Below are 13,006 nucleotides of genomic sequence, written 5' to 3'. Positions count from 1 at the left end.
ACTACCTGTTTTCCAGCGTGCGCCGTTTGGCTTCGGCGTCGATGGTTTCGGCGAGATCGGGGTGCCGTGCCATCAGGACGCGGAAGTCGACGAGGTCGAGCACGAGGAGTCGCGACACTTTCGTGGTCGACACATTGGCGCCGCGCATGTTGTTGCCGAGCAGCGCCATCTCGCCGAAGAAGGCGCCTTCCCCGAGCTGGACCTTCTTGCCGGGCAGGTCGACCTCGACCTCGCCGGCAGCGATGAAATACATGCAGTCGCCCTGCGCACCCTTGCGGATGATCATGGTGCGCGCCGGCAGCTCCATGGTGCGCAGCATGTGGGTGACGTCGGCGATGGCCGCCGGGCCCAGCGCCGCGAAGAACGGCACCTTGCTGACGGATTCCCAGGTCTTGAGGAAATTATCGCGCCGCGTCTCCGCTGCGAACCCCGTCGCCAGGATACCGGTCCAGAGGCCAAACACGCCGAGGCCCGAGATCATGACCAGCGCCGCCACCATGCGGCCGAGCGGCGTGACTGGCACGACGTCGCCATAGCCTGTCGTGGTCAGTGTGACGACCGCCCACCACAGTGCGGCGGGGACGCTGCCGAATGTTTGCGGCTGCACGTCCCGCTCCAGGAAGTACTCGGCGACGGAGGCGAGAAAGACCACCATCAGGAAAATCACGAGCACGCTGAGCAACGGCCCCGATTCCAGCACGAGCACGCGGCGGAGCTGGCGCAGGCCGGGAATGCCAGGCACGACCTTCAATACCCACAGCACGCTCAGCAACCAGGCCGTCTTGGGCTCGGCGCCGAGGACGAGCGCGACCGGCACGGCCAGCGCCCCGACGGTGTCGACCAGCCCGGCGGAGGAGGACATATACAGTCCCAGCCGCCCCTGCCGCGCCATATGGCGCAGCCGGACCAGCCATTCGAACACGAAATAGACGAGGCTGGTCCACAGCAGAAAATCGACCCAGCGATGTGCCGTGTCATAGGCCGGGTCGAGCGTCAGCAGCACCATGCTGAGCACGCCGACGGTCACGGCCACATAGGCCGCCTTGGTCATGTTGCGGCCGGCGGTCGCGGCCACGAACTGGGCCAGGGCGGGAAACATCGGCTTCGACATGCGGGATGGCGGCTCGGTCTTGGCTCTTGCGGTCCCCGGGTTGGGACTTCGGCGCCAAAGTGCCCGTCCGCACGGGGGCCGTCAACGACAGGCGCCAGCCTTCGACGAGGGTGGCTAATCTGGGCAGATCAGGCGGTCACTTGAAATGTGGTGGCTCGTCATAGCCGCGGCGGCTACTTAAGAACAGCAGCATCATCAAGCCGATGCCGACGACCACGGAAAACCCCGCTCCGAGCGCCAGTGCCACATAGCCTTCCGTCGGGATCGGGTCGCCTCCGACTGACATGGCCGAATAGGCGAAATAACCAACCGCGACCAGCATCCCCAGCAAGACGACGAGAAGGAGCATACGCATGGTGCGTTCTCCGGTTGTGCCCCTAACCAACGGTTGCTTCGGGACACGGTTCCGCCGGAGACCGGCCGCGATTTGTCAGAAAACCCGGCCTTCGGGAGCCCCGGGCGCGGTTCGATAGGTCAGGCACTCTGAGCTGTCTTCACCGCCACGACATTGGTGTCGTCATGCGGGGGAGGGAGGGCCTGACGGGTGCCCTTCTCGAGCTCGTTGGCGTGGCGCTTGAGGTAGTCGCGGCGCATGCCGATCTCGTCGCGGACAAATTCGTAACCGAGCTTGAAGGTATCGAGCCCGTCGGTACTGATCGTGCCGTCGCGCAAGCCGATCACCGCGCCGCGCAAGATGCTCTCAAGCTCGTCCTGGAGGCATTCGAGCTGATCCAGCGAATGGGCGTGCTCGATGCGCTCGCCGATGCAGAGGATGGCGGTGGAGAGCTCGCTCGCCTTTTCCGGCGCGATGCGGGTGATCTTGGCGTAGATCGCGGCGAAGATCGAGCCGATGACGCTGAGCGCGGCAGCGCCCAGATACATCATGTCGCTGTATTTATCCATGAACGACTTGGTGTCGTCGTTGATGTAGTCGGCCGCTCCCTGATGCGCCATCACGTAGGCGTCCTTCTCGACGGAAGCCGGCTCAATGTGGGTCGCAAAGCCGTTGTCGAGCCCAAGCGCGGATTTGTTCTCGTAGACAATGCGCGCAATGTCGCCGGCGGTGGTCCCCGACATCTTGGATTGCGCGACCAGGAGCCATTCGAGTCCGATCGTGTCGAGATCGTCGTCGGGAATCTCGGGCGACGCAGACAGCGTGCCGGCCGTCAGGGTCTCGTCGGAAATACCGGGGAATTTGAGCGCCAGCGCCTTGGCCTCATCGATCGCATTCAGCGTGAAGCCGCCACGCTTGGCGACCTGCTCGTAGGCCTTGTCGCGCACCGCCCTGGAGGCGTGGACGATGGCGATCACCGCGCTGAAGCCGCTGGCCGGCGCGAACAGCTTGTCCAGGGTCGTGCCCTGCGGTGCCATCTGGATCTTGGCGGCGTCGGGGCTGTCGGGGGCGATATCGAGGAGGCTGCGGACGAAGACGAGCGAGGACTCGCTGTCGGCGAAAACCGCGACCTTCTTCTTCTTCAGCTCGGCCAGCGACTTGATCTTCTTGTTGCCGGGACCAAGCAGAAGCACGAAATCGTGCTCCAACAGCGCCAGCGCGCGTGCGCGCACCGGCACCTTGGCGTCGGTGCGCAGGATGGCGAGATCGGCCTGCCTGTGATCGAATTGCGCGATCGCCTTGGCGTTGTCAGGGTTGTTGACGATCTTGATCCGGAAACGTGAGCCGTTGTTCTTCAGCAGCGTGGCGAGCTTGTTCGCGAACAGGGCCTCGTCGCCGTTGGGGCTGCCAACAGCAAAAGTCAGCGTCTCCGAATTGTGCACCCAGGTGCGGCCCGCCCAGACAGTCGCCAGCGACAGCAGCAGGGTCAGCACGACATACAAGAACACTTGCTGCTGATTGGTCTTGATCACTTTGGGACGCCGCGGCGGCGGGGGCTCGGTCGACGAGGTCGGGCCTTCAGCACTCATGGCAGCACCTGGCCTTATTGAATGGCGGGCGGCACGGCCATCGCCGGCGGCCCGCGAGAAAATTTCGTAAGCGTTTAAAAAAGATCGATAATCCTCTACCGCAGGATGATAGCGCTCCAGTTCCGGAAAGCAAATTCTGCGCCGGAGGTAACCTTACTCGGGCCAACCCTTGTGGTTGAACATCCTATCACCGTTTAGCCACACTTGACGATTTTCCGGTTCCCCCTGGCTGCATTCCGGCGCGGGAAATGTCATAAATCACCGGTCCCGATGGTTCGACGGGTCCAAGAAGAAGTTGCGCTGAACGCTCCATTTTTTCCTTTCGAGTCAACGAGGGCGTCAGCTTTGTCGTTTCCACCTCTGTCATCGGCGGTTCCGGTTGAAGCGCTCATTGGCTGGATGTTGCTTCTGACCTTCAAGCACATCATCGCCGATTTCGTCCTGCAAACGGCCTGGATGGCCCATGGCAAGGACCAGAAGCACGGTTGGGCTCTGCCGCTTCTGGTGCATTGCCTGATTCACTTTGCGGTTGCGCTGCCGCTGATCCTGATCGTGGCGCCGAAATTCTGGTTCGTGGCGCTGATCGACTTCGTCATTCACATCACGATCGATCGCGCCAAGGGATTTGTCTCGGCCAATTTCGGCGTCAATCAGGAGCACCCCTGGTTCTGGACCCTGATTGGTGTCGACCAGGCGCTGCACCACCTGACCGGGTTCGGCCTCTCCATTTTCATGGCGGCGAATTGAGGCTGAGAGCTCCATCCCGAGGTGCCCGCCATTGGCGGGGATCTTGACGGACGGCCGCAACGCCCGCCGTCGACCCCGTTCTCAACCCGGTAGGGGTGGCGCGCTCTGATTCGCGGCATAAGAGCAAGGACACCGGGTGACTACCGCCCAGGGTGGTTAACCTTTCATTAGAGAATTGCGCGGCATCTTCCTGACACGAGGGAGAACTGCAATGTTTTCAAGCCGCGACGCTTTTGAAAGCGATTTCTGCCCGGTTCGCGACGAGCTTCTTGGCGAGATGTACCGCGCCAATGAAAGCGGCCTGCCGAGGTTGGTTGAGAGTGTTTCCCCTGACGTCCGCGCCAGGCTGGCGCTGTTTTGCTATCGCCGCAGCCATCTGCACTCGCTGGCCGTCGCGATCGCGAGCAGTTGCAGCGAGCGCGACCTGATCGAGAACGGTGGCCGTGTCGGCTCGACGCTCTATGCGCTGTCGCGCGAAGGCTCGGCCAAATCGTCTCCGTCGCTGTCGGGGGGCCGCAAGCCGATCACGCTGTCGACCAAGCCGCTCTCGGTGCTCGCACCGCTGGACGATGAAATCGACGACGAGATCAGCGAAGCCGTTCCCGCTTAAGCGGTCTCTATCGGAGGCAGCCCGAATTTCCGTCGCGCCATCGCGCATTCGGCGTCGCCAGGCATGCAGGTGCGGCACACCTCCGGCCGCACCGCATAGATGCCGCACTTGGTCGCCTTGCCGATGTTTCCCTGCAACGCCGAACACCGATCGCCTTCGCAGCGCATGCCGGACTGGCGCTCGTTGACGAGGCCCGAAGGAATCAACGCAAGTTCCTCGTCGCTCTCGATCGAGAAGCGCGGCCAGTTCTGCGAATAGCCGCAGCAGGCGCCGCAGCTCTGGCAGCAGCTCGACTGATCGATCTCTTCCATCGGCGTCATGTGTCTTTCGGCGGGCCCCAGACCAGGCTCTGCCGCCATTTCGCGCGCAGCACGTCGCGTCTTTCAGGATATCGTTCGTCGAGATAGGTCGCCTCCACGACGCGGTCGGTGCGGAAGCTGCGGAAGTCGCTGCGCAGCTCGCACCAGGCTGCGAGCAGGCGAACGGCTTCGAGATAGCCGACCGAGATCGGCCAGATCATGCGCTCGCTGGGACGACCCTGCTCGTCGCGGTAGCGCAGCATGATCTTCTTGCCTTCGTGGATTTGCGTGCGCGTGCGCGCCATGTCCAGACGATCAGGCTCCCTGTTCCAGCTTGGCCGCGCCCGGCTCGCCGGCTCCAGCACGAAGGGGCGAAGCCGCTCAGGCACGGTGTCGGCGATCTTGGCCATCAAATCTTCGGCCGCGCGTGCCAGCGCGGAATCGGCGTGGCCTGCGACCCATTGCGCGCCCAGCACCGCCGCCTCGATCTCGTCGGGTGTCAGCATGAGAGGTGGCAGGTCGAATCCTTTTTCCAGGATGTAGCCCATGCCGGCTTCGCCGCGGATCGGCACGCGTTGGCCCATCAGCGTTGCGATGTCGCGATAGATGGTGCGCTTCGAGGTCTCGAGCTCAGCCGCAATCGCGTCCGCCGTCAGCGGCTTACGGGTGCGCCTCAGCACCTGGATGATCTGAAACAGCCGGTCGGCGCGTCTCATGACAATTCTCTCATCGAACGGCGGATCAGAAATCGGCGCGCGGCTGCTGACAGGATGTTGGCAGCAGGGGAGTTCTATACCGGGACGACACATCGACTGAAGAGGGTTTGTCCATGATCACTCCACTCCATCTTGGCCTGGCTGGTCCGCTGTGGCGAGCGCAGGCCTCGTTGCATGCCAGGGTCTTCGGCCGCTTCACGTGGCTCGAACTCACTGCCGTCGACCTCCGCCTCGCGATCGCAACCGTGGTGGCACGTTCGCTGGTCCAGGCTGCGGACGCGTTGGTCAGCCACGTGATGGGCCGCGCCTGGCGGGGGGCCCGTTTCGCAGAAGATATCACGGCTGCTGCCACCATGGTGGCAGCAGCCCGGCACTAAGTTCCGTCAACTCTTTCGGCAGGTTCAGGAGAGCTCGCATGATCACGCTTTACGGCTTTGGCACCGGTTTCGGCCTCCCGGAAATCAGCCCGTTCGTCACAAAGACCGAGGTGCAGCTCAAGATGGCCGGACTGCCCTACCGGAAAGAGCGAGCCATGCCGCCGGCGTCCCCCAAGGGGCAGCTGCCTTTTATCGACGATGGCGGCGAGGCTGTAGCCGATTCGACCTTCATCCGCGCTCATATCGAGCGCCGTTACGGTTTTGACTTCGACGCAGGCCTCTCCTTGGCGGAGCGCGCGCAGGCCTGGGCGTTCGAGCGCATGATCGAGCATCACGTCTACTGGGCGCTGATCGGCGCACGCTGGGTCGATCCGGTCAATTTTGCCAAGGGGCCCGCGCATTTTTTCGACGGTGCGCCGGAGCACAATCGCGAGAAACTGCGAGAGGATGCGCAGTTCCGCGTCGCCGAGAACTACCTGCTGTCCGGTCTTGGTCGCCACGGACCTGACGACGATGTCGATCTCGCGGTGCGTTCGCTGTTCGCACTGTCGGTGCAGCTTGGCGACAAATCCTATCTGATGGGCAACAAGCCCAGCGGTGTCGATGCGACCGCGTTCGGCGCGCTCGCTGGCATCTTGACGCCGTTCTTCGAGTCCAGCCTGCGCGACCGCGCCGAAGGATTTCCGAACCTTACCGCCTATGTGGACCGGATGATGGATACTTACTATCCGGAGTTCGCCTGGATGCCGCAGCGCCAGGCCGCCTGACGCAAGCGTGCTGGACGCAAAGAAAAGAGCCGGCCCGATGGGCCGGCTCTCGTCGTATCGGAGATCGGCGCTGCTTACTTCACGAGCGTGTATTTGCCGTCCTTGACCGTGAGCAGGATGCGCGAGCGGTCGTCGAGGCCATAGCGATCCTTCTCGGTAAAGTTATAGACGCCCTGGCTTGCCGCGATGTCCCTTTCGGTCAGCCAGGCTTGGCGGATGGCCTCGCGGAATTCCGGCGTGCCGGGCTTGGCAGTCTTCAGCGCGGTCGGGATGACGCGCTTCAGCACCTCGAAAGCGTCGTAGGAATGGCCTGCGAACTGGCTGCGGCTGTTCGGGCCGTATTTGCCTTCATAAGCGGCGTTGAGCGCCAGTCCGGGCTTCTTGGTGAGGGCGCTGTCGGGCTGGTCTTCCGGGTCCATCACCGGACCAGACGCCATCAGCACGCCCTCGGCGGCCTTACCCGCGATGCGGATGAAGTCCATGCTGGCCGCACCATGGGTCTGGTAGATCAGGCCCTGATAGCCGCGCTCGCGCAGCTCGGTCTGCGGCAGTGCCGCGGCCGTGCCCGAGGCGCCGACCAGGATGGCATCAGGGTTAGCCGCGACGAGCTTCAGCACCTGTCCGGTCACCGATGTGTCGGGACGGGCGAAGCGCTCTTCGTCGACCATGGTCATGCCCATCGGAATGCCTTGGGCCTTGAAGTCGTTGAACCACAGGTCGCCATAGGAATCGGAGTAACCGATATAGCCGACCGTCTTCACGTTGTGGGCCTTCATGTGCTGGTAGATCACCTTGCCCATGATCGGGATCGGCTGCGGCATCGACACCGACCATTTGGCGCGCTCGGGCGTGATCGGGAACGGCGCGAGACCAAAATGCGGAATGCCGGCTTCGTTCGCCACGTTGGAGATCGCGATCGACGACGGAGTGATCGAGGAGCCCATGATGATGTCGGCCTTGGACTCGGTGACAAAGCGACGCGCGTTGGTGGTCGCGGTGGTCGGGTCGCCGCCGTCGTCGAGCACGATCACCTTCAGCGGCACGCCGCCGATCTCCTTGGGTACGAATTCCAGCGCGTTGCGCTCGGGAATGCCGAGGGCGGCGCCGGGACCGGTGGTGGTCACGCTGATGCCGATGGTGATTTCGTTGGTCTGGGCGAGCGCGGGCAAAGCCGGCAGCGCCAGCGTTGCTGCCGCGATGGCGGCAGTCAGGTAAAAGCGTTTCATCAATTCCTCCCTTGACGTTTTTCTTTGAAAGCAGAAATCGGGGATGAATTCAGCCCCGTCTTTTGGCGATGCGGCGATTAGCTCCGGACTAGCTCCCTGTGAATTTGGCTACCATTTCCGGAGGGAATGGTGCCGATTTCAGTCTGTCGGGGTTAACGGGGTCGCGGCCGACCAGGACGCGTGTCTCAAAACCTTCGATGGCGAGCGCCTCGCCCTTGTAGACGTTGTGCTTCACCTCGAAGCTCGAGCGCTTGATGCTCTCGATCCGCGTTTCGATGGTGATCCAGTCGCCATAGGTCGAGGGGATGTAGAACTTGGACCGCGTGTCGACCATGGGAATACCCACGAGGCCGTATTTGCGGACCAAGTCCTGCTTGGAGAAGCCGGCGACCTCGAACAGCGTCGACGTCGAATCGTCGAACATCGCGAAATAACGCGGATAATAGACGATGTTGGCGGGGTCGCAGTCACCCCACTGGATCTGGACGTCGCGCCGGTTCACGAACATGCGTTGAGCGCCTTATTTCGGCGCCATGCGCAGTGAGCCGTCGAGGCGCACGACTTCGCCGTTGAGATAGGAGTTCTCGACCATGTGCAGCGCGAGCGCGGCGAACTCGTCGGCGTTGCCGAGGCGGCGCGGGAACGGGATGGCGGCGGCGAGCGAGTCCTGCGCTTCCTGCGGCAGATTGGCGAGCAGGGGCGTCAGGAACAGGCCGGGCGCGATGGTCAGCACGCGAACGCCGAACTGGGCGAGTTCGCGCGCGATCGGCAAGGTCATGCCGACAATGCCGCCCTTCGAGGCCGAGTAGGCCGACTGGCCGATCTGGCCGTCATAGGCGGCGACCGAGGCCGTGTTGATGATGACGCCGCGCTCGCCCGACGGCTGCGGCTCGAGCTTGGACATGTCGGTCGCCGCGAGGCGCAACATATTGAAAGTGCCGATCAGGTTGACCTTGATCACCTTGTCGAAATCGGCGAGCGCCATCGGGCCGTCGCGGCCGACCACGCGTTTTGCCACGCCAATGCCGGCGCAATTGACCAGCACGCGGGCCGGGCCGTGGGCCTTGGTCGCCTGCGCGATCGCAGCCTCTGCGGAGGCCGCGTCGGAGACGTCGCAGGTGACGGCAACGCCCTTGATCTCGGCGGCAACGGTCTCCGCGAGCTTGGCATTGAGATCGCAGACCGCGACCTTGGCACCCTGCGCCGCCAGCTTTCGTGCGGTGGCAGCGCCCAGTCCCGATGCGCCGCCCGTGACGATGGCTGCCTGATCCTTCAACAACATGGCGTTCTCCTTCGATAAATTCTTAGCCGACCGATATCACACGGTCAGACGGATTGGCAGCGTAGAGCTCCTCGATCAGGGCGCCGCGATGCTCGAGCACGGCGCGCTGGTTGATCGAGCCCTTGTCGGTAACCTCGCCCTTGTCGATCGAGAGCGGTGCGTCCATCAGGATCGCGCGCGTGACACGCGTCGAGGAGCCGGTGGCCTGGCTGAGGAAGCGCGTCAGTCGCTCGCGAAAAGCCTCCCGCACCAGGCGGTCGCGCGCGGTGACGGTGAGATTGTCTGATGGCAGCGTCGGGTTGACCAGGCGGCAACCGTCGAGATCGAGGACGACGAGTGCGGACACCTCGTCGCGGTTGATGCCGGCGATGACGACATCGCGCACCAGCGGCGCACAGGCCGCGGTGAGGCGCGCCCGCAAAGGCCCGACGCTGACCCAGGTGCCGCTCGCGAGCTTGAAGTCCTCGCTGACACGACCGTCGAAATCGAAGCCGGCGTTGAGATCGTCAGCGTCGGCGGGCTTGAGCGCGTCGCCCATCTTGTAAAAGCCCTCTTCATCGAAGGACTTTGCGCTGATGTCGGGCTGGCGCCAATAGCCGGGCATCACGTTCGGCCCTTTGGCGCGGACTTCGAGCTTGCCGTTGTTCGGCACCAGCTTGGCCTCGTTGCCCGAAACGGGAAGGCCCACATGGCCGGAGCGGCTGGTGCGCGGATTGACTGACATGAAGAATGGCGCGGTCTCGGTCGCGCCGAGGCCGGTGAGCATCGGCACACGGTAGCCTTTTTCCTTCACCGCAAGCTCGTCGAGGCTGTTCCACACGAACGGCGACAGCGCAGCGCCGGAGAAGAACATCGCATGTAGCCGGTCGAAGAATTTTGCCCGCAGGCCCTGGTCGTCGCGCAGATAAGGCAGCAGCGACTCATAGCCCTTGGGCACGTTGAAATAGACCGTCGGTGAAATCTCCTGGAGATTGCGCACGGTCTCCTCGATGCCGCCGGGTATCGGCTTGCCGGCATCGAGATACATCGAGCCGCCATTGTAGAGCGTCAGCCCGATATTGTGGTTGCCGCCAAAGGTGTGATTCCAGGGCAACCAGTCGATGATGACAGGCGGCTCGTCCTTGAGGAAGGCAAGCGTCTCGCGCAGCATCACCTGATTGGCGCAGATCATGCGCTGGGTGTTGATCACGGCCTTGGGATTGCCTGTCGAGCCCGACGTCAGCAGGAATTTAGCGATCGTGTCGGGGCCGATCTTCTCATGCAGCGCATCGAGGTCGCTGCGAACGGGCGTTGCCACGAGATCGGCGAGCAGGGTGACGTCGCGGCCCGGCACATGGCCGTAGGACGCTGCGATCTCGGTGCCGAGCGAGACATTGGCGGCGAGCGCATCCGCGAATTTTTCGGCATCCTCGGCGAAAACGAGGCCCGGCGTCAGCAGCTTCATCAAATATGCGAGCTTGCCGTAATCCTTCGACACCAGCGAATAGGCCGGTGATACAGGGCAGAATGGAATGCCGGCATAGAAGGCGCCGAAGGCCAGCAACGCATGGTCGATCGAATTGCCGGAGAGGATGACGACCGGCCGCTCCGCCGACAGGCCGCGCTGGACCAGGCCTGAGGCGATATGCCGGCTCGCGGTGAGTAGCTCGGCATAGGTGATCTTGCGCCAGCCGCGGCCGCCTTCGCGCTCCGCCATGAAGATGCGATCCGGCGTCGTCGTCGCCCAGTGATGCAGACGATCGGTGATGCGGACGGGATAGTTGCCCAACGGTTGCTTCGGCCGCAGATAGATCGTGCCGTCGTCGCGCCGTTCGATATTGACGACGGGATCGCCGAACGAAATGGGCCGCAGCGGAGAATGGCTCGCGCCGCGCTCTGTGCTGGAAGAGGACGGCTGCACGCTCATGATTTCGGCTTCACCTTGGCGGTCTTGTGCTCGAGGAATTCGCGAATCCTGCGCTTTGCTTCCTTGTCGCTCTGCGCAACGGTGGCCATCAACGATTCCATCAAGAGGCCCGTCTGCGGATTGGCTTCCGCGATCATCGGCAGTGCCTGTAGCACGGCGAAATTCGTCAGCGGTGCGTTGGACGCGATCTTGGTCGCAAGCTCCAGCGCCTTGGGAAGCCCGTTGCCGGCCTCGGTGACATATTGCGCAAAGCCGTAGGATGCGCCCTCGGTCGCGCTATAGACGCGCCCGGTCAGCATCATGTCCATCATCCTGGCGACGCCGATCAGTCGCGGCAGCCGCACCGAGCCGCCGCCGCCGACGAAGATGCCGCGCTGCCCCTCGGGCAGGGCAAAATAGGTCGAGGGTTCGGCGACACGGATATGCGCCGCGCAGGCAAGCTCCAGCCCGCCGCCGATCACGGCGCCCCTGAGCGCAGCGATGACGGGGACGCGGCTATACTGGATGCGATCGAACACCCGGTGCCACATTTGGGAATGGAGAAGGCCGCCTGTGGCGTCGTGGTCCTGAAGCTCGGAGAGGTCGAGCCCGCTGGAGAAATGGTCGCCGAGGCCGTGAATGACCACCGCACCGATATCCTCGGGCAGGGACGCAAAGCATTCGCCGATTTCGAGGATGATGCCGTCATTGAGCGCATTGCGTTTGGCCGGCCGGTTCAGACCCACGGTCAGAACCCGGTTCACCCTCTCAATCTGAAGCAGCCCGGAGGCGCCCGCGCCAGCGGTCTCGGCGTTTCCCTGTGTCATTTGCGTCCTTGTCAGAATAGTTATGTTGTATAACGAATTTGGGAGGAGTCAATATGCTGCGCCTCGCAATGGCATGTGCAAAGGCGGCGCTGACGCGCGAGATGGGCCAGTATGGTGTGCGAGAAGGGCTTAGGCCATTTCCGCGATCATCTTCTTGGCAGCCTGAGCGAGCAGGCCGGAACGGGTGTACCCATGCGTCTCGGCGTATTTGTCGATCTGCTCGAGGATGTCACCGGGCAGGGTGACATTGACGCGCACGATTTTTGGCTGGTCGCTCTTGACCGAAACCAGAATGGCCACGCCTGATCGGTTCTCAGGGTCCGACATGATCGCTTCAAGCGATGATGGCTCGGGAATCGCTTCCCCGTCTTCAGCCATGCCTTCCAGGTGAAGTGCCAGTGCTTCCTCGGCCATATCGCGCGCTTCGTCGAGCGTGGTTCCCGCGGTCACGACTCCAGGCAGGTCGGGAAAAGATACTCCGAAATCGCTGTCGGTATCCTTGTGGATCAAACCGATATAATGACGCACGGCGCTTACCTCAGCTTCAGGCCGGATTGCTTTTCGATGCTCTCAGAGTTCCAAACGGCATATCTCGCTTCGGATGAGGGACGGTCACGCGGCCCGGTTTCGACCGGTGCTTGAATTGCACGTGGCTCCCCTTTTGAGCCACTTGGACCCAGCCATCCCTTTGAAGGGCCGAGATAATCTCCCGGCAATTCATGGTGTGTATTTATACACATCGAGAGATTTTGTCGATACGTTGTTACACCACCTGATGAACGTCGATCACCACGCGATCAGCATGGCGTGCCGCTGAGCCGACAAAGACGTGCTCCATCAGCCAACGATACTTTTCGTCCCCCGTCTCGAATCTTGGCACGGTGCGGAAATAGATCAGCTTTGGATCAACCGGCTCGCCACGCTTGAGCTTTTGCAAGAGCTCGACCGGGCCGAAGCGCATGCCCTTGTTCTCGACATAGACGATTGCGCCGTCGTCGGTCTCGAACGCGTATTTGGCTTCGAGATCGATCAGCTCGTTGGGCCGGATGGTCTGGAAGTCGGCGCCAAAGGGGAGCACCTTGCCTGATATCGCGCCCTTCACCTCGCCGCCGATGATCGGGATGATGCGGCGGACGCCGATGCCGGTCTCGCCGACGGTGACGACGTCGCTAATCTTCGCCGTGATTGTGAAGACGTATTTGGTCTCGAGCGTCGGTGTGGTCATCGCTTCGCCTC

The 13,006-nt window shown here is 62.8% G+C and carries 16 protein-coding genes and 1 pseudogene; 4 read left to right on the top strand and 13 right to left on the bottom strand.

The features are described 5' to 3' along the window. Window position 1: 1 nt before the first annotated feature. The 3 genes from XH91_RS31650 to XH91_RS31640 form a co-directional block, all read right to left on the bottom strand. A complete protein-coding gene (locus XH91_RS31650; RefSeq protein ID WP_128954237.1) occupies window positions 2-1,111 on the bottom strand; it encodes a cyclic nucleotide-gated ion channel in 1,110 nt (369 codons plus the stop codon). Window positions 1,112-1,247: 136 nt separating this feature from the next. Next, entirely contained in the window at window positions 1,248-1,466 is a 219-nt protein-coding gene (locus tag XH91_RS31645) for a hypothetical protein (protein ID WP_128954236.1), read from the bottom strand. A gap of 119 nt (window positions 1,467-1,585) precedes the next feature. Beyond that, a complete protein-coding gene (locus XH91_RS31640) occupies window positions 1,586-3,034 on the bottom strand; it encodes a TAXI family TRAP transporter solute-binding subunit (protein WP_128954235.1) in 1,449 nt (482 codons plus the stop codon). A gap of 399 nt (window positions 3,035-3,433) precedes the next feature. Here XH91_RS31640 and XH91_RS31635 point away from each other — a divergent pair, with 399 nt between their 5' ends. Both XH91_RS31635 and XH91_RS31630 read left to right on the top strand, forming a co-directional pair. After that, the gene (locus tag XH91_RS31635; RefSeq protein ID WP_057746865.1) at window positions 3,434-3,781 is read left to right on the top strand and encodes a DUF3307 domain-containing protein; all 348 of its coding nucleotides are present in this window, start codon (window positions 3,434-3,436) and stop codon (window positions 3,779-3,781) included. A gap of 211 nt (window positions 3,782-3,992) precedes the next feature. Further along, on the top strand, window positions 3,993-4,391 hold the full coding sequence (locus XH91_RS31630) for a hypothetical protein (protein ID WP_128954234.1): 399 nt from the start codon (window positions 3,993-3,995) through the stop codon (window positions 4,389-4,391). On the opposite strand, the gene XH91_RS31625 is transcribed toward XH91_RS31630, so the two are convergent. Together XH91_RS31625 and XH91_RS31620 are read right to left on the bottom strand one after the other, a co-directional pair. Beyond that, window positions 4,388-4,702: a YkgJ family cysteine cluster protein gene (locus tag XH91_RS31625; RefSeq protein WP_245470667.1), complete on the bottom strand. Its 315-nt coding sequence runs from the start codon at window positions 4,700-4,702 to the stop codon at window positions 4,388-4,390. The two genes, XH91_RS31630 and XH91_RS31625, sit on opposite strands and share 4 nt — an antisense overlap. Before the next feature lie 5 nt (window positions 4,703-4,707). Beyond that, entirely contained in the window at window positions 4,708-5,406 is a 699-nt protein-coding gene (locus XH91_RS31620) for a helix-turn-helix transcriptional regulator (protein ID WP_128954232.1), read from the bottom strand. A 113-nt stretch (window positions 5,407-5,519) separates the two neighbouring features. Between XH91_RS31620 and XH91_RS31615 the strand changes: the two genes are divergently transcribed. Continuing rightward, complete coding sequence (locus XH91_RS31615; RefSeq protein ID WP_128954231.1) at window positions 5,520-5,783, top strand: hypothetical protein; 264 nt, start codon at window positions 5,520-5,522, stop codon at window positions 5,781-5,783. A gap of 38 nt (window positions 5,784-5,821) precedes the next feature. Next, entirely contained in the window at window positions 5,822-6,550 is a 729-nt protein-coding gene (locus XH91_RS31610; protein WP_128954230.1) for a glutathione S-transferase family protein, read from the top strand. A 74-nt stretch (window positions 6,551-6,624) separates the two neighbouring features. On the opposite strand, the gene XH91_RS31605 is transcribed toward XH91_RS31610, so the two are convergent. The 8 genes and pseudogenes from XH91_RS31605 to XH91_RS31570 all read right to left on the bottom strand — a co-directional run bounded on the left by XH91_RS31605 (window position 6,625) and on the right by XH91_RS31570 (window position 12,995). Next, entirely contained in the window at window positions 6,625-7,776 is a 1,152-nt protein-coding gene (locus XH91_RS31605) for an ABC transporter substrate-binding protein (RefSeq protein WP_128954229.1), read from the bottom strand. A gap of 88 nt (window positions 7,777-7,864) precedes the next feature. After that, complete coding sequence (locus XH91_RS31600) at window positions 7,865-8,284, bottom strand: acyl-CoA thioesterase (protein ID WP_128954228.1); 420 nt, start codon at window positions 8,282-8,284, stop codon at window positions 7,865-7,867. A gap of 12 nt (window positions 8,285-8,296) precedes the next feature. Continuing rightward, window positions 8,297-9,058 carry an SDR family NAD(P)-dependent oxidoreductase gene (locus tag XH91_RS31595; protein ID WP_128954227.1) on the bottom strand — a complete coding sequence of 254 codons (762 nt, stop codon included), beginning with the start codon at window positions 9,056-9,058 and terminating at the stop codon, window positions 8,297-8,299. A gap of 22 nt (window positions 9,059-9,080) precedes the next feature. Beyond that, window positions 9,081-10,964: a feruloyl-CoA synthase gene (locus XH91_RS31590; RefSeq protein ID WP_128954226.1), complete on the bottom strand. Its 1,884-nt coding sequence runs from the start codon at window positions 10,962-10,964 to the stop codon at window positions 9,081-9,083. Further along, a complete protein-coding gene (locus tag XH91_RS31585) occupies window positions 10,961-11,770 on the bottom strand; it encodes a crotonase/enoyl-CoA hydratase family protein (protein ID WP_128954225.1) in 810 nt (269 codons plus the stop codon). Before XH91_RS31585 ends, XH91_RS31590 begins: the two co-directional genes overlap by 4 nt. A 129-nt stretch (window positions 11,771-11,899) precedes the next feature. Continuing rightward, window positions 11,900-12,298, bottom strand: a complete 399-nt coding sequence (locus XH91_RS31580; RefSeq protein ID WP_128954224.1) for a type II toxin-antitoxin system HicB family antitoxin — start codon at window positions 12,296-12,298, stop codon at window positions 11,900-11,902. 5 nt (window positions 12,299-12,303) lie between these two features. After that, window positions 12,304-12,491: pseudogene (locus XH91_RS31575) on the bottom strand (type II toxin-antitoxin system HicA family toxin). A gap of 42 nt (window positions 12,492-12,533) precedes the next feature. Continuing rightward, window positions 12,534-12,995: a DUF3237 domain-containing protein gene (locus XH91_RS31570; protein WP_128954223.1), complete on the bottom strand. Its 462-nt coding sequence runs from the start codon at window positions 12,993-12,995 to the stop codon at window positions 12,534-12,536. Between the last annotated feature and the right edge of the window lie 11 nt (window positions 12,996-13,006).

It is taken from the genome of Bradyrhizobium guangzhouense (assembly GCF_004114955.1).
Classification (GTDB): Bacteria; Pseudomonadota; Alphaproteobacteria; order Rhizobiales; family Xanthobacteraceae; genus Bradyrhizobium; species Bradyrhizobium guangzhouense.
This window is presented reverse-complemented; position numbering and strand designations above follow the sequence as displayed.